We start from the raw sequence: 17,222 nt of genomic DNA on the forward strand, positions 1-17,222 counted from the left end.
AGCCGGAGGCGCCCGTGCCGGCCGGAGCCGTCGGCCCGGACGCTCGCTACTCGGTCCCCGGTCCGTCGTTTCCCGTCGGTTCGCCGTCCGCCGGGAGCGGGGCTCCCCCATTCATCTGGATCACCATGTACGCCTCCCCGTCCCCGGGCGGCCGGGTCCACGAACGGGTGGTGAACGAGTGCAGCCGCCCGGCCCGGATCGCGTGACGCGGCAGATGGACTCCGAACTCGGCGGCCACTGCCTCCAGCAGTCGCCGTTCCGCCTCCGCGCTGCCCTCCGATCCGCCGAAGAACCGGTCGGGATCCAGCGTCTCCGGTATCTCCCCGCTCCGCCGGACCTCCCCCTCCGTGTACGTGAACGCGTACTGCTCGGTACCGTCCCGCGCCACCGAGAGGTGGAAGAACGGCTCCCCGTGCCGCGCCCCGAGGCCGCTCCACACCACCACCGCGCGGCCGGCCGCGCCGGCGCGTGCCGCCGGGGAGACGAACCGCCGCCCGCCGAAGGAGGCGGGGTCGCCGTCGTAGGCGAAGCTCCAGCCGTTGCCGGCCCGGCCGACGGCCACGAGGGCCTCGTCCCGGTAGGAGGAGAACTCCCTCTTGCCACGGAGCGATCTGCTCCGTGCCTCCCAGAGGGGCATGGGCTCGAGGAGCCCGGGGCTGTCGTCCGCGAGACGTCCGGGCAACTCCCGCGGTTCCACACCCTCCACCAGGACGAACCGGTAGGACCTGTGGCTGTCGCCCTGCTCCGGATCCGCGAGCCACGCCAGTCCGCCCGGGTCGAGACCGGGCGTCGGATCGGGGACCTCACCGGCCTGCCCTCCTCTCGGGGTGGACAGCAGCTCGCGGCCCCGCTCCGGGGTCAGCAGCGGCCCGAGCACGGGGTCGGCCACCCACCCCAGAGGCGCCAGATGATGGGGTCCCAACGGCTCCCACAGGGGCACGGCGTTCCTCAGCGTTTGCCACGCCCCGTCGGTGTCTCCCCACCGCGCCGACTCCCGCGCCCGCCCGACCGCCTCTCCGAACGGTCCGCCCGGTGCGTACCGATAGGTGCCACCCCTCACCTGATCCAGCGTCGCGAAGGCCATTGACACCAGGTCGTCGTCGGCACCCCGCAGGTTGTACTTCAGCATGGAGTCGTCCCAGTGCGAGTTCGCCGCGTGCTCGGCGACCAGCGGTGGCAGCAGATCGGGCGCGTACCGAGGGTCCGTCACCAGGTCCTCGAAATACACCATGTAGGTCCGGCCGAGCAGACGCCGTATCTGGTCACCCAGACCGGCGGCCCGGGGCCTGCCATACCTCCGGGCCTCGTCGAGCGCCGCCACGGCCCGCTCCCAGCCGCCGCCCAGCGCCCCCAGCCGCGCCTCCGCCACCCGGGCGTCCTGCTCCCGTGTCGTGTCGTTGGCGAACTCAGGCTCCCCGTCGTGCCGGTGCGCCCGCAGGCTGTGGAACTCCCGGTGCATGTCCCGCATGAACTCGAGGAAGCTCGCGTGCCGTTCGGGTGACTCGGCGCGCCAGCTCGCCCATGTGTACACGGCCCACTCGCCGTCCTCGTCCACGTCCTCGGGATCCATGAGGACGTAGGTGGCGTCGGACTCCACGTCGAGCTGCAGTCCGCGTCGCCAGATGTCCACTTCTCGGCGCTCCTCGGGCCCGGCGTCCTCGTCCAGATACTCCTCGAACGACTCCCCGAGTCCCGACGCGTCGTTGTGCCAGCCTGCGCCCTGGGTCCCGGCCAGCAGCCACACGAACCCGCCCGCGTGCCGCCAGCCGTCGGTGACCTTGAGGAACTCCCGGTACGACGGGGGCATGCGCCTGCCCAGGCGCTCCTCCATGGCCGCGATCCGCTCCTCGGACGCGGGCGGGAATCCCAGCCACCGCGACTGCCGGGCGCTCGCGTCCTCGTCCCGCGTCTCGTCCTCGGGCAGGGAATCCGCCCACTCCCGGCTCCAGGTGCGCAGGAAGGGCCGCCAGGCGAATGTCGTGGTCTCGGTCATGATCCGATGCTGCCACCCGCCACTGACAGTGGCCCTTCGCGCGCCGTCGGTGATGCGGGCCGCCCCGACGCCCGCCTCGGTGCCCGGCAGTCGCCGACTGGGGCCGATGGCATGCGATTTGGCATATATGACCGAATTGCCCCCTGGCGTGTCGGACATCACTGGGTCGGGCTCGACCCGGCCAACTCGACTGCGGGACATGAATTTCCCGTGAGGAATGGACTGTCCCGCCGTCGGTCAGGTACTTGCGGATCCAGTTCACCTCCCGCAGAGTCCATGACCGTTCAGTCCGCCATTGCCCACCGGTTTTGCGTGGCACACCTGTGTCGCATGGGGGCGAAAGGTCACGCGTACATGCCAATGAATCGCACAACTGATATTCCTAAACACCGCCGTCCTCGCGCCATGCGAACGAAATTGGGTGCGCTCGCGGTCGCCACCGCCGCGGTCGCCGGAGGCGTCCTTACGCAAACCGATCAGGCGCAGGCATCCACTCCCGGCGTCGTGGTCGATTCCCTCTCCATTTCGGCGGCCTCGAACGGACAGTCCAAAGCCACCGCCGCGGTCCATAGCGCCAAAACGATCAAACTGCAGGCGCTGACCGTCGCCGTTCGGTCCGCCAACGGCGGCAAGTACGACTTCCCCGGAGCCACCACGGCCACTCTGGGAACCGGGCCCACCACGTACACTTCGGGCTCCCGCGCATTCCCGGACGGCACCTACACGTATTACGTGGCGTACAAGTTCCACGACCGCTGGCACAGCGTCCCCCCGGTGAAATCCTTCACGGCCGGCACCACGACCGGTACCGGCTCCTCCGCGACACCGACCGCGACACCGACCGCGACACCGACCGCGACGCCGACGTCCACCGCGACGCCGGCACCGACGTCCACGCTCTCGTCGACTCCGGCCTCGACCCCGGCGTCCACGCCGACTTCGACACCCGCGAGCACGCCCGCTTCGACCCCGGCATCGACGCCGACCCCCAGCACGACATCCTCGGCGCCGCCCACGAGCGCCGCCATGCCTGTCGGTATCGGCGGCACCTGGCACCAGGTGTTCGGCGACGAATTCAACGGCACCAGTCTCGACACCTCCAAGTGGAACGCGAACTGGTTCGGTTGTTCCGGGTGTGTCACCAAGCCGCCGAACTCCGCTGAAGGGTCCGCCTATTCCCCGTCGCAGGTCACCGTCGGCGACGGATCTCTCCACCTCAACCTCATCCAGAAGCCGACCACCGTCGACGGCAAGACGTATCCATACGTTTCCGGGATCGTGACCAGCAACAAGAAGGCCCAGTTCACCTACGGCGCTTTCGAGGCCCGGATCTACGCGCCCTCGTCCGGGTCGCAGATGGCCAACTGGCCCTCGTTCTGGGCGGACGGGCAGAACTGGCCGACGGACGGCGAGCTGGACGTCCTGGAAGGCCTGGGCGGCTCCGCCTGTTATCACTTCCATTCCACGGCGGGTGGTCCCGGAGGCTGCGCTTCCGGCAATTACTCCGGTGGCTGGCACACATTCGGCGCCGAATGGAAGCAGGGCTCCGTCACGTACTACTACGACGGAAAGCAGGTCGGTCAGATCACCTCCGGGATCACTTCCGCCCCGATGTATCTGATCCTCAACAACGCCATCAACCCCAGCCACAGCGGAACCAACGTGGCTCCCGCCGACATGAAGGTCGACTACGTGAGGGTCTGGCAGCACTGATGTGAGGTCCCGCAGCACCCACCCCACTGTCGCGCCCGGGCGCCGACCGCTTCACGCGGCCGGTGCCCGGGCGCGACGCACGTGGGTCAGGGGCACCTCGCCCGGCCGGAACGCCCCGGCCGCAGCAGACGCCACGCCACCAGCGCCGTGAAACGGACCGTCTCGGCCGCGGCGGGCAGGGGGTCGTCCAGGCAGAGCCAGGCCCGCTCGGTGGGCCGCTCGCTCAGGAGGTCGGGCGGCAGCCGGCGCTCATGGCACAGCCACGCCGCCACCGACGCGAAGTCAAACTGGCCTGCGACGAAGACCCGCCCCTCGGCCTGTGCGCCGTCCGGCACGGTCCGGCCGGTCAGGTCCAGATGCATGGCGCGGACGACATCGACTCCGTGGACGTTCTCGAACAGACGGAACTGGGCGCCCGTGCGCGGGTTGAAGTCGACCAGCTTGTACTGCCCGTCGCGACGGTCGTAACGCCAGTCGAGGTCCGCGAGTCCGCTGTACCCGATGCGGCGGCACAGTCGCTCCGCCAGCCCGGCCAGTTCGGGGTTGCGCAACGCCACCGCGCGGGCGGTCATGCCCGCGTACGGAGGCCAGGAGCGCAGTTTCAGGCCCGTGAACAGGGCGCGTGGCACACCGCCCGCACCGGAGTAGATATGGGTGATCCAGTCCTCCGCCTGCTGTCTGGGGATGTACTCCTGCACGAGGACAGGCGGTGGCGCGGCCCTCGGGAAGCGGTCGAGGAGCGCCCGCTCGTCGGGCACCACGGTGGTGGTGCCGCTGACGGCCGGAGTGCGGAGCCGGCTGAACGGTGCCAGGTTCTTGAGCACCAGCGGATATCCGAGCTCTCGGCCCGCTTCCACCAGTTCCTCACGGCTCGTCGGCGCCCGTGACCGCGGCGAGGGGACCCCGACCTCGTTGCAGATCCGGTGCAGGCTCGCCTTGCAGGCCAGGAGCCGCGGCAGACGGGCCGGCACGGGCGGAATCAGGAAACACTCCTTCAGCATGTTCGCGTACTCCGCGAGCACGATCGCGGCCTCGTCGTCGGTCGGCACCGCCACACACGGGGTGCCGATCCTGCGGCCGATGGACAACAGGCCGTCCGCGAGCCGCTCGGGTTCCTCGCGGCCGGTCGTCGGCCACACGAACCTGCTCGTGAGGTGGCGCGAGAGCGCGACCGGGGTGAAGCGGTCCTCGACGACGGCGTGGACCGGGACGCCCAGCCGTCCGACCGTGCGCACCACGCCCAGACTGCCGTGGTGCAGCGGATAGTTGCCGATCCGGGCGAGGAGAACGGGCACTTCGTCGTCCAGCAAGGAGACCACCCGCCCCTCTCCGGGAAGGTTCTCCCGAAAGGAACTAATATGGATAAAGCTTGTAGATCAACTCATCTGTGGCAGATCGCCGTATCCATTATCCCCGGCAACCGCGGGTCGTGCCGCTGACGGCCCGGCGAGGTCTGGTATGAAGACACCCGCCAAGATGTCCTCGCTCTCCGGTTTGCTGCCCCTCTACTTCCCGCGGGCATTGGCCGGCCTCGACGACCGCCTCCGGGCCCACTGGCTCGTACGCGGCGCCGGCCCCAGGGACATCACCGTCGTCCGGCGGCCCTCGCTGCCCGAGGCGGGCCTGCTGATGTTCGAGCTGCGGCGCGGCGCGGGAAGCCTGGTCGTCAAACACCCCAGGAACGAGGCCGGGGCCGCCGTCACGGCGCGGGAGCGGGAAGTCCTCCAGGAGCTCGACGCCGACAGCCGACTCGCTCCCTGGCGTTCCCTCCTGCCCCGGGTCGTCGGATCGCCCGGACCCCAGGGGACCTTTGCCCAGAACACGCTCCCGGGCGTCCCGGCGGAGCGACTGATCCTGGACACGCCCGACGACGCCCACGCGATAGTGGCCCCCGCCCTGCGCCTGCTGGCGGATCTGCGGGCCGCCACTGGGCGACGCCGCGCGGCGGCCGACCGGATCCCGGCCTGGTGCGAGTCGCAGCTCACGGCGCTGTCGGCCGGGATGCCCCGCTACCGGTCCGGCCGGCGAGCCGCCGCTTTCGAGGCCCTGCGCCACCGGCTGGACGCGGCCCTGGCCGGTGCCGTGCTGACCGAGGGCTGGACCCACGGCGACTACCACCCCGGCAACGTGCTGCTCGGCGGCGTCCCGCTCCAGGTCACCGGTGTCTTCGACTGGAGCAGCGGCCGCGTCGACGGGCCCTGCGAGATCGACGCCTACACCTTCGTGGTGGCCCTGCGCAGTACCCTCACCGGGCGCCCGCTGGGCGGTCTGGTCGCCGAGACGCTGCGTACGGGCCGGGTACCGGACGCCGACCGCGCCCTGCTCGCGCTGGCCGGCCTCGACCCGGACCACGACGTCGCCGACCCGGTGGCGATTCCCCTCCTGAGCTGGCTGTGGCATGTGGCGAACAACGTGCGCAAGTCGCCGAGGTTCGGTCACAGCTACGGGTGGCTCACCCACACGGTGGCCCCCGTGCTCGACGAATGCGCCCGCTGGGCCGGTGTGCGGCTGTGACGGCGTCGGCGCCCACGGTCGTCATCGGAGCGGGCCCCTACGGGCTCGCCACGGCCGCCTGGCTGAGCGCGTCGGGGACACCACGGAGGGTGTTCGGTGAACCCATGGAGTCATGGCACACCAACATGCCCGCGGGCATGTATCTGAAGTCGGTCCCCAGCGCCTCCTCCATCTCCGCGCCGGAGTCCGGATACCGCCTGGAGGACTTCCGGGCGGCGCGGGGACTGGGACCCGTGGGCGACCGGTACCCCATCCCCGTCGAGGAGATGATCGCGTACGGGCGGTGGTTCCAGGAGCGGCGCGTGCCGGAACTGGAGCGCCGGAGCGTCCGTGGCGTCGAGGATGTGGACGGGCTGTTCGGCGTCACCCTGGACTCGGGGGAGGAGTTCCTCGCCGAGAACGTGGTGATGGCCACCGGGCAGGTCCCCTTCGCCCACGAGCCCGCGGAACTGGCCGGCCACCTCCCCGGCGAACTGGTCTCCCACACCAGCCGGCACCGTGATCTCTCCCGGTTCTCGGGGCAGCGGGTCGCCGTCCTCGGGGCGGGGCAGTCGGCTCTGGAGAGCGCCGCGCTGCTGCACGAGGCCGGGGCCCTACCCACCGTGATCGTCCGCGCGGCGTCCGTCGCGTTCGGCAGCCCGCCCGACACCGACAGACCGTCCGACCGGCCGCGTCCGGTACGGCTGCTGAAGCCGGGATCGCCCCTGGGACCGGGCTGGTCGCTGCTGGCGTGCTGCCACGGCGGCGGCGCCATCCGCCATCTGCCGCACGGGCTGCGGATGCGGCTGCTGCACGACGTGCTCGGACCGTCCGGGGGCTGGTGGCTGCGGCCCCGCATGGACGACATCCCCGTGCTGTGCGGCCGTACGGTCCGCTCCTCGGGGGTCGAGGACGGCATGGTGCGCCTCGATGTCGTGGACGCCGACGCGCGGACGAGGGTGCTGCGGGCCGGCCATCTGCTGCTGGCCACCGGATACCGGGTGGACGTCGACCGGCTCCGAATGCTGGCACCCCGACTCCGCCGGGACATTTGGACGGTCCACGGCGCACCGAGGCTGTCGTCCGGGTTCGAGTCCTCCGTGCCCGGCCTGTTCTTCACCGGACTGGCCGCCGCCCCCACCTTCGGACCCGTGCTGAGGTTCGTCGCCGGCACGGGATTCGCCGCGCGCCGGGTGGCCTGCTCCGTCGCGGCAGGGACACGTACCCGCCGATGAGGGCGCGAGGTGTGCTGCTCGGCGCGCTCATGTTGCTGCTGGTGGCATGCGGCGCCGGCGGGCCCACGCCCGGAATCACCTCCGGAACGACCACGCCCCGGCCCCCGGCACAGGGCGACTGGCGACTGGTTTTCCACGACGACTTCGACGGCTCACGTCTGGACAAGGGCCGCTGGACCACGTGCTACGACTGGAACGACCACGGCTGCACCATCAGCACCAACCACGAACTGGAGTGGTACCAGCCAGGTCAGGTCACCCTGGGCGGCGGGAAACTGAGCCTCGACGCCCAGCGCCGGTCCATCCGCGGCAGCGACGGAAAGGTCTACCCCTGGGTGTCCGGCATGGTCTCCACCGGCCGGGACAACTGGTACGCCCAGCCGCGGAAGACCTTCACCTACGGCTATTTCGAGGCCGCGATCCGCATCCCGCCCCAGGGAGGGATGGCACCCGAGTTCTGGATGATGCCCGAGAGCCGCTACACCCCGCCCGAGATCGACATCATGGAGTTCCTCGGCACGCCGCGCACACTGTCGATGTTCGTGCACTGGCGGAACGCCGAGGGCGGGGAGAGGAAACAGAGGGGGACCTTCACCTCGGACGGCTTTCCCGACGGCTATCACGTCTTCGGGCTGCTCTGGGAGAAGGACAGGCTCGTCTGGTACGTGGACGGGATCGAACGGTTCCGGGTGAGCGACCCCGAGCGCATTCCCCACGAGCCCATGGAGGTCATCCTCAACCTGGCCGTCGGCCTTCCCTACACCCCGCCCCCGGGCACCGACTCGGCGCGGATGCGCGTGGACTGGATCCGGGTCTGGCAGCGTTGACACGCCGTCAGCGGCCCGTCCTGCCGCGGGCCGGTGAGTCAGGCGGGTATCGCCCGGTACGGTACGCCGGCCACCGCTCTCGCCCGGCGGTAGGCTCGCCAGCCCCTGGTCCGCAGTCCCTCGGGGAACGGTGCCACAGGGGCTCCCGCGCCGCTTGTCCAGAGCGCGAAGCGGTCCCGGCCGGTGTCGGCCCGGACCATGAGCCGGGCGAACCGCATGGGGTCGTCCCGCTCCGAACTGAAGGCCGAGGCCGCCCGGATGGCGGCGGCCGACGTCCAGCCGGCCTCCCGGACCAGCGCGCGCACGGTACGGCTGGAATAGCCGTGCGGGTAGGCGAACGAGTCGACGGAGTGCCCGAGTTCGTCCTCGATCCGCCGCTTGCAGCCGGCCACCTCCTCCCGCACCCAGGTCCGGGGCAGCGTGTCCAGCTGCGGATGCGTCTCGGTGTGTCCGCCGATCTCGACCCCGGCCGCGTCCAACTCCCTGACCTGGGCCCAGGTCAGCGTCGTCGCGGACGGGAACGGCATGCCGTCCGAGGGCCGCAGGGCGCCCGTGGTCACGTACAGGGTCGAGGGAAGTCCTCGTGCGGCGAGCAGGGGAGCCACCGTGGAGGCGAAGTCCGCGTATCCGTCGTCGAAGGTCAGCACCGCCGACCGCGATGGCACCGGAGGGCCGCCCAGCAGTGCCGCGACCAGTCGCCGCAGGGCGATCACGCGCAGTCCGCTGTCGGCGATCATGTCCAGGTGCTCCACGAACGTGCGGGGACTGACCGTGAACTGCGCCAGCCACGGCGGAGAGTCGTCCGACACCGCGTGATAGAGGAAGACGGGTACGACGCTCATGACGGGGCCTTCCGTCGGTTCCGTCCTCATGTCCGGGCCACCGTCGTCGGCTCCGCCGCTTCTCGCGCCTGGCGGGAGGAGTCCCGGGAACCCAGCGGCCGGATCGATCCGACGAGATAGCCGGCGACCGTCGCGCCGACACCCCCGGACAGCGCCGCGATCGTGCGCAGCGCGCCGGGGCGGCGGATCCGGGTGAGGTTGCGGGCGAGGGCACGCGGGATGACCGACCGCACGTACACGCGTTCGTTGGACAGAGCCGGTCCGCTGCCGCAGCGCCGTGCCACCAGCGCCTTGGACAGTCCCTCGATGTAGCAGCGGTTGCGGAAGTACGCCCAGCTCGTACGGGACTCGGGGACCCGGTGTCGTATCTCGGCCCTCGGCTCGTACAGCAGGACGGCCTCCGGGTCGCGGGCGGCGATCCGCAGACACAGGTCGGTCTCGTCGCAACTCGCCGCCGGACGGCTGCCCACGCGTCCGAGGGCGTCGAGGAAGCCGCCGACGGCGATCAGTTCGCTTCGGCGGAAGGACATGTTGGCGCCGATGAAGTTGCGTACGTGGGCGGCCTTCAGGGGCTGTCCCCGGTAGGAGCAGCCCACGACCCAGTCGAACTCCGGCGGGAACCACAGGGGGCGCTCGCCGGCCCACCACGGCCGGACGAAACCGCCGACGCCCCTCACGCGGGGGTCGCCGTAGGGCGCCAGCAGACGGCCCGTCCATCCCGGTTCCGCGGTGGCGTCGTCGTCGAGGAAGGCCACCACGTCGGCATGGGAGACCGCCACTCCGGTGTTGCGGCCCCCGGACAGGCCGCGGCGCCGCTGGTTCGGCACCACGCGGACGCCGGACAGCTCCCGCTCGGCCCGCGCCAGGAGGGCCTGGTTGTGGTCGACCACCAGCACGACCTCGTCGGCGGGCGGGTCCTGGGCCAGCACCGACGCGATCGCGGCCCGCAGGTCCTCCCAGCGATCGAGGGTGTAGGCGCAGATGACGACCACCAGGGTGGGGACGGCGCGTTCGGTGGAGGGTGCGCTGTTCATGACGATCCTTCGGTGACGGGGACGAGCCAGCGGGACCGGGACACGATCAGGAAGCCGGCGATCAGGCACTGGGTGACGAGCCAGGCGACGCCCGCGCCCACGAGGCCGAGCACCGGCAGCAGCAGATGGGTGAGCCCGAGCACCAGAACGCACATCGCCGCCTGCAGCCACACCGCCCAGCGCAGGCGCCGCTGCGCCCGGGCCACGTCGACGGCCACGCTCAGCAGCAGGTTCGGCAGCGCGGACAGGGCCAGCAGCCGCAGCAGGGTGGTTCCCGCGGCGGCGTACGAGGCACCGAAGATCGACAGGATCTGCGGGGCCGCGACGACCAGGACGACGGTGACGGCGCCCAGGAGCAGGCCCGAGTGGCGCAGGACGCGCAGGGAGTGCTGCACGAGTCGTCCGGGCCCGCGTACGGACTCCGCGAGCAGCGACGTGCCCATGTTGCGGGCGATCAGGTAGGGCACGTAGGCGACACCCCAGGCGACCGAGTAGAAGGCGCTCTGCTCGGCACCGCAGTTGTTCAGCACGATCAGCGGGACCACGGTGTATCCGGCGACCCGGAACAGGGAGCCGACATAGTCGGCCGCGGCGTACCCGAGCATGCGGGGCGGTGGCGGCGCGGTCTGCGTCTCCCGCTCGTGCCGGGGGATGCCCCGGCCCATCAGGACGAAGTTGGCGACGACCAGCGACACCAGCAGGGCGCCCGCCCACGACAGCAATATCCCGGAGAGGAAGCCCAGGGCCGCGCCGAGTGCGAGCAGACCTATCTTCACGACGGCGAAAATCAGGTTCTCGCCCACGACCCAGCCCGGCATGCGGACCGCGGTGAGCGCGCCGTCCTGCAGGACGAAGACGGCGTAACCGGCGGTCGCGACCACGAAGCAGGTCGCGGTGACCGGTGTCAGCAGGAAGCCGAGCTTCGGTGAGATCAGCGGCACCAGCGCGAGGAACACGAGGGCCACCACCACGCTGAAGGCGGTGCTCGCCGCATAGCAGGTGAGGACGAGACGGCGGCTGCGGCGGCCGGCGGTCGGTACGAACCGCACAAGGAAGTCGTTCAGGTTGAGCTGCCCGATGCCCGTGAGCAGGAGGGACGCCATGAGTGCCGAGTAGCTCAGGCCCACGGTCCGTTCGTCGTACCAGTGCGTCGCGAAGGTCCAGAAGAAGAAGCCGAGGCCGGCGTTGACGAGGGAACTCACCGCGAGGACGTGTCCCGTGCGGAGTACGGGCTCGCCCGGGAGCACCGCGGCGACACCGGCGCGCAGCATGACCAGGGGGCGTCGCCGCAGGGTGCCTTTCGCGGCGGAGCCGGTCACCGGAGTGGTGTCCAAGCCGCCCACCTCATCGGGTTCCGGCGCCGGCGAGACGTCCGCGGAGATAGCCGCAGGGTCCGTAGACCATGCCCCTGGTCTCCAGGAGCGCCAGGTGCCGGGACCAGCCGGCCTCGGGATCGGCGCCGCGGGCGCGTGATCTGGTCATGGCGTACTGGATGCCGCGGGGCAGCCGCCGCAGCAGGCCGGGCAGCCGGCGGGGGTTCCTCAGCAGCGCGCCGGTGAGATAGGCGCCGAGTCCGGCGCCGTAGCCGAAGGCCTGCGCGGCCACGGCGTCCCGTGTGCGGCGATGACAGTGCCAGACGATGGCGCTCGGCTGGTACGCGAGGGTGTGACCGGCCGTCAGGATCTCGAAGAAGGCGAGCAGGTCGTCACCGCCGCGGCCGGGGGTCCCGGCGCCGGTCGCGGTGTCGAAGCCGCCCAGGGCGCGGAGCGCGTCGGCACGGAACGCCATGTTGGCGCCGGAGCCGAAGCGGCCGGCGGTGAACGGGAACAGCGGGTCTCCCGGCGGATCGGACAGGGACCACGTGCGCGGCACATACCCCTTCGCGAAACCGCCCTGCCGTTCGAGGGCGTTCTGGGCCGGGGTCTCCAGTTCGGCGGGCACGATCAGCCCCGTGACACACGCGATCCGTGTGTCGCGGGCGAAGGTCCCGGCCAGCGCCGGCAGCCATCCGGGGTCGACGAGCGTGTCGTCGTCCGTGAACGCGACGACGGATCCGCGGGCCGATGAGAGCCCCGTGTTGTGGGCGCGGGCCAGCCCGGCCACGGGTTCGCGGACGTAGCGGACCCGTCCGGCGAACTCTTCGTGGATCAGGGCATCGGTCGCACCGTCGGCCGGGGCGTTGTCGACCACGACGACTTCGAACTCGGGGTACGTCGAGCGCAGCAGGGATCGCAGGCAGCGCCGCAGCATCTCCGGCCGGTCACGTGTGGCCACGATGACGCTGATGGCGGGTGCCTGCTGGAGTGCGGGGTGCCGGATGCCGCCGCCGGAGGGCTGGGCCCGGTCCACGGCGCGGAGCCGGGTGAGCTGTTCGCCCAGTTCCACGTTCGCGGTGTCGGCCAGCGCCCGCCACAGTCCGTCGGGTCCGGAGGCGTCCGCGGCGCTGACCATGCCGAGGGGGCGGCCGTGCAGTCGTACGAGCGCGCGGGCCTGTCGCTGCGGTCGGGCCGGACCCCGGTCACCGGGCAGCCGGAACTCGCCCGGACGGGCCAGGTCGATGTCGACCACCGGCAGCGGGGGCCGGACGAGAGGGGAGCGGACCGCCGCGGCCGTCACGACGCGCTCCGCTCGGGCCGGGCGGAGGAGGGGTGTGCGGAGGCGTGCCGGGCGGAGGAGGAGCGGGCGCCCGGGCGTTCCGAGAGCAGGGTGCGCAGCACCCGGCGGCCGTCGGATATGGCGTGGAGGTTCGAGCAGCCGCTGCGCCGGGGCAGTTCCAGGCTGGGAACCTCGGCGATGCGCAGACCGGAGCGCAGGGCGTGCACGATCATCTCGGCCTCGATCTCGAAACCGACGGCATGCAGGTCGAGCTGGTCGAGGAAGCTGCGCCGGAAGGCACAGAAGCCGTAGCACAGGTCGGTCAGGCACGCGCCGTACAGCCGGTTGGCGGCGAGCAGCAGCACATGGTTGCCCATCTTGCGGATGGGGGTGATGTCGAGCGAGCCGCCGCCGGCGACGAACCGCGACCCCTTGACGAAGTCGTAGCCGTGGTCGAGGAAGTGCACGAAGTGGGGGATCTCCGCCGGTGACATGCTGCCGTCGGCGTCCATCATCACGACGTAGTCGCCCTTGGCCGCGAGGAAGCCCGTGCGCAGCGCGTTGCCTTTGCCTGGGCCGTTCTGCCGGACGTTGCGCACGGTCGGCAGGCAGTGCTGTGCCATGGGGACCGTGGCGTCGGTGGAGTCGCCGTCGACGAGGATGACCTCGTCGACGCAGGCCGGGATCTGCTCGAAGACCCACGCGATGTTGCGCGCCTCGTTCAGGGCCGGGACGACCAGGCTGACGGTGCCGTGTGCCTCGGTCTCTCGCTGGTCACTGATGATCGGGCCGTTATCCATGATCATGCATCTCCGAGTGCGCGCCTACGGTATACGTTTACAACGTATATCTACACCTTTACCCGATTTGCGAGAGACGTCAAGGCGGCGACGGGAATCTTCGGACGGCGTCCCACGTGGACTGTTGCGGCAGCTCGGAGGGGCTGCCGGTGTCTCACTCCGAGGACGGCGGCTCGGGCCGACTGCTTTCGGCCGCCCTCGCGGCCGGGTTCCCGGCGGCTCGCGGCGCCGGGCGGTGCCATCCGCCACGCCTGGGCAGCAGGGCCAGGACGGAGGTGAGGGCGGCCAGGGTGAGCAGTGCCCGGGTGACGGTGAAGGCGTCCCGCAGGAACAGCGGTTCCACGACGAGCACCGCCATCGACACACTGAGGGTCAACGCCAGGACGCCCGTCTCCAGAAGCGCCGTGCGGTCCCTGGCGCGTACGGCACCCGGACGGGCCCACCGGGAGGCCGCCAGGCCGGGACAGACGAGCAGGAACGCCGTCGTCACCACACCGCGCAGGACCTGGGCGTCCGGCAGGAGGGTGACCACCGCCAGGGTCACCCAGCCGGACAGTGCGAGCCCCCAGCGCAGGGAGGTCATGGCCCCCTCAGCTCTTCGTACCCTGATACCGGTAGACCACCGCGTCCTTGGTGCGGTAGACGGGGAAGTAGTCCGGGTTCCTCGACAGGGCCGAGTCCATGCGGTGCACGGTGCCGGCGGGCAGGACCCCCGTCTGGTAGATGTCGGCGGCCTGAGCCCGGCTCAGAATGATGAAGGCGGGCTGCTGCGGGGTGGCCTGCTGGAGGAATCCCTCCAGGCCCTTCACCGGATCCTTCACCAGGCGCCGCCGGTCGTCGATGTCCTGCTGGTCGAACTCCACCTGGGCGTTGTCGTCGTAGCGCGCGTACAGGCCGGGGACGGCCGAGGTCAGCGAGACGACCGTGGAGCCGGGAGGAGCGGTGGCCGCGACGAAGCGCCCGGCCGCCACCTCGTCCTTCGTGAAGTAGTTCGACGATTCCTTGCCGTAGTAGCCGAACATGAGCCCCCCGAGCAGGGCGAGCAGCAGCGGACAGGCGGCCAGCACCTGAAGGCGCGGCCGTCTGCCCCGCTCGAGGAGGAGGACCGCGATCAGCAGCGAGGCGGCGGGCAGCGCGAAGAGGTAGGCGCGGAAGATCATCTCTCCGCCGTAGGCGTTCGCCGCCAGGACCGGCAACGGAGCCAGTACGAGCAGGGGCAGGCCGGTGCGGCGGACCCAGGGGCGGGCCGCGAAGGCGATGGCCGCCAGGACGAAGACCGCGGCGGACAGGCCCCGGTCGACCCAGGCCACCACGACATGGCCCGGGGCCGCCGTGCCGAGGGCGGCCAGACCGGAGACGACGTTGGTGTCGGGTTTCAGCAGCGAGCCCAGGAAGTCGTTCAGGTTCTCCGAGATGTAGGGGCGGGCGACGGTGGCGTCCCAGGCCACGGCCAGCAGCAGCGTGCCGGCCAGGACGGGCAGCACGATCCGTCGGTTGCGCCGCGGCAGTGACAGCACCACCAGCGCGCTGATCAGCATGAGCGGTGTCAGCGGGTGTGAGGAGATGATGACGGCCGCGAGCACCATGACCAGCACGAACCGGCCCACGGGCCATCGGCCCGTGGGGATATCCTCCGCCCGCGTGTCGCCCGTACGGATGTAGCGCGCGTCGCCTCTGCGGTGCAGCACCGAGGTGGGCAGTTGCCCCATGACCAGGGCGATCATGGTCACGAAGAGCAGGAACGCGAAAGCCTGGGGGGCGAAATAGTCCTGACCGACCCAGGAGCACGAGTAGTAGATCCACGCCGCCCCCCAGATCAGCCGCCGGTCACGCGTCACCGTCCGGTAGAGCAGCAGCAGGGGAGCGAGCAGGACCGCGTTGAAGACGGGCGGGGTCCAGGTCGCGTAGCCGAGCGCCGAATCCAGACCGGTGGCCTGCAGGAAGAACGCGTTGAGGTCGAAGAATCCGGGCCACTGGTTGTAGATGGCGAGCTTGCCCGCGTGGGGCACCTCGCCGTGGTGGCGGATCACCGCGTCGGTCACCGCGACGTGTTTCCACGCCCAGCTGTAGCGCAGTGCCGGGTAGAGCAGTGTGGGCGTCGCGTGGATGACCGCGATCAGCCCGAGGACGTAGGCCGCGAACCATCCACCGGCGGTCCGCCGGTCGGTCAGCGCCAGGCAGAAGCCGAGGGTGAGCAGGCCGAGGGCGACCCAGAAGTGCACCGGCAGCACCTGCAGCAGGCCGTAGTCGCGCATCCCGATGAGGTGCACATGGCGCAGGGACAACAGCCAGAGGGTGAGAGCCACGGGAAGGATGAGGCGCGCCGTCCACTGGCGTGCCGTCGCCCGGTCGGAGCGACGCCGCTCCCCGGCGGCGGTACCGGGCCGCCGTGCCACAGCGCTGGTGAAGGACGCCATGCGCCCGCTCGTCAGCGTCTGGAGCTTGCCCATGAAGAGGTCTCTCGGGGAACCGGTGCTCCGACGACGATCCCCATCACGCGGCACACAGGCTCCTCGCAAGAACCCGCCACCCTCCCACCGCGACCGACAGGGGCGTTGACTCGACGCATCTGGCACCTTCCGGATCCGGCCTGTCGGTCCCCCGTCCCGGCGAACGGCCATCCGTGACACCGGCCGACGGCACTTCCGCTCGTCGGTCCACATCAGTACACGATGTCGACCGGTAAGAGGTATTAGTACTGATTGTGACGGTATATCCGATGGCTGCAAGTGGCGACTCGCGGCGATCACGCACGGCGCGCGTCGAGACAGTGCCCGGAGGGAGAGCGGTGAAGCCACGAGTGTGCGGCGCACGACCGGGGCCCGTAGGTCTCCTGACGAGGGGGCTCCTCGCCTGGGCGGCGGTGGTGGTGACGCTCCTGACGACAGCGGGCTGTGACCAGTCGTCGGCCGGGTCCGGGATTCCCCGTCCGGACCATGTCGTCGTGGTGATCGAGGAAAACCAGTCCTACGACGCCGTCATCGGAAGCCCGGACGCCCCGTACCTCAACCAACTGGCCCGGCGGGGCGCCTCGCTCACCCAGTTCTACGCCCTCACCCATCCGAGCCAGCCCAACTACCTGGCGCTCCTCTCAGGCTCGTTCCTGGGAGTCGACGACGATTCCTGCCCGCACACGCTCACGTCGCGGAATCTCGGCTCACAACTCCTCCAGGCCGGTCGGACGTTCGTGGGCTACGCGCAGAGCATGCCCCGCGTCGGCTTCACCGGCTGCTCCAGCGGTGCCTACGTGCGCCGGCACAACCCCTGGGTGAACTTCGACAACCTTCCCGCTTCCGCCAACCGCCCCTGGACCGACTTCCCAAGCGACTTCAAGGATCTGCCGACGGTCTCGTTCGTGGTCCCGGACCTCGAACACGACATGCACGACGGCAGTGTGCGACAGGGGGACACCTGGCTGCGGAACAGTCTCGGCGACTACGCCGACTGGGCCATGACCCACAACAGCCTGCTGGTCGTCACCTGGGACGAGGACGATGGACAAGGGCCCAACCACATCCCCACCGTCCTGGTCGGTGAGCATGTCCGACAGGGCGACGACGACCAGCCGAACAATCAGTTCGGACTACTGCGCATGCTGCTGGACGCGTACGACCTCACGCCCCCGCACCACAGCGCCGAGGCGGAACCCGTCGACGTGTGGAAGTGAGGCGGCAAGGAGGGAACCCCAGG

15 protein-coding genes are annotated in these 17,222 nt (G+C 70.7%); 5 read left to right on the forward strand and 10 right to left on the reverse strand.

The genetic code is table 11. The features are described from left to right. Positions 1 to 46 precede the first annotated feature (46 nt). Together ACZ4N5_RS18700 and ACZ4N5_RS18705 are read right to left on the reverse strand one after the other, a co-directional pair. Positions 47 to 1,993, reverse strand: a complete 1,947-nt coding sequence (locus ACZ4N5_RS18700; RefSeq protein WP_467758150.1) for an SMI1/KNR4 family protein — start codon at positions 1,991 to 1,993, stop codon at positions 47 to 49. Positions 1,994 to 2,721: 728 nt separating this feature from the next. Then, positions 2,722 to 3,021, reverse strand: coding sequence for a hypothetical protein (locus ACZ4N5_RS18705; RefSeq protein WP_467758151.1), 300 nt, complete (start codon positions 3,019 to 3,021; stop codon positions 2,722 to 2,724). On the opposite strand from ACZ4N5_RS18705, the gene ACZ4N5_RS18710 reads away from it, so the two are divergent. Then, the gene (locus tag ACZ4N5_RS18710; RefSeq protein WP_467758152.1) at positions 3,020 to 3,706 is read left to right on the forward strand and encodes a glycoside hydrolase family 16 protein; all 687 of its coding nucleotides are present in this window, start codon (positions 3,020 to 3,022) and stop codon (positions 3,704 to 3,706) included. The two genes, ACZ4N5_RS18705 and ACZ4N5_RS18710, sit on opposite strands and share 2 nt — an antisense overlap. Before the next feature lie 86 nt (positions 3,707 to 3,792). On the opposite strand, the gene ACZ4N5_RS18715 is transcribed toward ACZ4N5_RS18710, so the two are convergent. After that, positions 3,793 to 5,016, reverse strand: coding sequence for a carboxylate--amine ligase (locus tag ACZ4N5_RS18715; RefSeq protein ID WP_467758153.1), 1,224 nt, complete (start codon positions 5,014 to 5,016; stop codon positions 3,793 to 3,795). A gap of 148 nt (positions 5,017 to 5,164) precedes the next feature. On the opposite strand from ACZ4N5_RS18715, the gene ACZ4N5_RS18720 reads away from it, so the two are divergent. From ACZ4N5_RS18720 to ACZ4N5_RS18730, 3 genes are read left to right on the forward strand one after another with little or no spacing between them, the layout of a single operon-like run. Beyond that, on the forward strand, positions 5,165 to 6,220 hold the full coding sequence (locus ACZ4N5_RS18720) for a phosphotransferase family protein (RefSeq protein WP_467758154.1): 1,056 nt from the start codon (positions 5,165 to 5,167) through the stop codon (positions 6,218 to 6,220). Further along, positions 6,217 to 7,434: an NAD(P)-binding domain-containing protein gene (locus ACZ4N5_RS18725; RefSeq protein WP_467758155.1), complete on the forward strand. Its 1,218-nt coding sequence runs from the start codon at positions 6,217 to 6,219 to the stop codon at positions 7,432 to 7,434. Before ACZ4N5_RS18720 ends, ACZ4N5_RS18725 begins: the two co-directional genes overlap by 4 nt. Then, a complete protein-coding gene (locus ACZ4N5_RS18730) occupies positions 7,431 to 8,261 on the forward strand; it encodes a glycoside hydrolase family 16 protein (RefSeq protein ID WP_467758156.1) in 831 nt (276 codons plus the stop codon). The genes ACZ4N5_RS18725 and ACZ4N5_RS18730 overlap by 4 nt, the downstream gene beginning before the upstream one ends. Positions 8,262 to 8,299: 38 nt before the next feature. On the opposite strand, the gene ACZ4N5_RS18735 is transcribed toward ACZ4N5_RS18730, so the two are convergent. From ACZ4N5_RS18735 to ACZ4N5_RS18765, 7 genes are all read right to left on the reverse strand, one after another. After that, entirely contained in the window at positions 8,300 to 9,103 is an 804-nt protein-coding gene (locus tag ACZ4N5_RS18735; protein WP_467758157.1) for a polysaccharide deacetylase family protein, read from the reverse strand. A gap of 26 nt (positions 9,104 to 9,129) precedes the next feature. After that, positions 9,130 to 10,137, reverse strand: coding sequence for a glycosyltransferase family 2 protein (locus ACZ4N5_RS18740; RefSeq protein ID WP_467758158.1), 1,008 nt, complete (start codon positions 10,135 to 10,137; stop codon positions 9,130 to 9,132). Next, entirely contained in the window at positions 10,134 to 11,471 is a 1,338-nt protein-coding gene (locus tag ACZ4N5_RS18745) for a lipopolysaccharide biosynthesis protein (protein ID WP_467758159.1), read from the reverse strand. The genes ACZ4N5_RS18740 and ACZ4N5_RS18745 overlap by 4 nt, the downstream gene beginning before the upstream one ends. A gap of 10 nt (positions 11,472 to 11,481) precedes the next feature. Continuing rightward, positions 11,482 to 12,753, reverse strand: coding sequence for a glycosyltransferase family 2 protein (locus ACZ4N5_RS18750; protein ID WP_467758160.1), 1,272 nt, complete (start codon positions 12,751 to 12,753; stop codon positions 11,482 to 11,484). Beyond that, a complete protein-coding gene (locus ACZ4N5_RS18755) occupies positions 12,750 to 13,532 on the reverse strand; it encodes a glycosyltransferase family 2 protein (protein ID WP_467758161.1) in 783 nt (260 codons plus the stop codon). The genes ACZ4N5_RS18750 and ACZ4N5_RS18755 overlap by 4 nt, the downstream gene beginning before the upstream one ends. A gap of 154 nt (positions 13,533 to 13,686) precedes the next feature. After that, positions 13,687 to 14,115 carry a hypothetical protein gene (locus tag ACZ4N5_RS18760; RefSeq protein ID WP_467758162.1) on the reverse strand — a complete coding sequence of 143 codons (429 nt, stop codon included), beginning with the start codon at positions 14,113 to 14,115 and terminating at the stop codon, positions 13,687 to 13,689. Between the two features lie 7 nt (positions 14,116 to 14,122). Then, a complete protein-coding gene (locus ACZ4N5_RS18765; RefSeq protein WP_467758163.1) occupies positions 14,123 to 15,982 on the reverse strand; it encodes a glycosyltransferase in 1,860 nt (619 codons plus the stop codon). A 494-nt stretch (positions 15,983 to 16,476) separates the two neighbouring features. On the opposite strand from ACZ4N5_RS18765, the gene ACZ4N5_RS18770 reads away from it, so the two are divergent. Next, complete coding sequence (locus tag ACZ4N5_RS18770) at positions 16,477 to 17,199, forward strand: alkaline phosphatase family protein (protein ID WP_467758164.1); 723 nt, start codon at positions 16,477 to 16,479, stop codon at positions 17,197 to 17,199. Positions 17,200 to 17,222 lie beyond the last annotated feature (23 nt).

It is taken from the genome of Streptomyces sp. NPDC026500 (genome assembly GCF_055567635.1).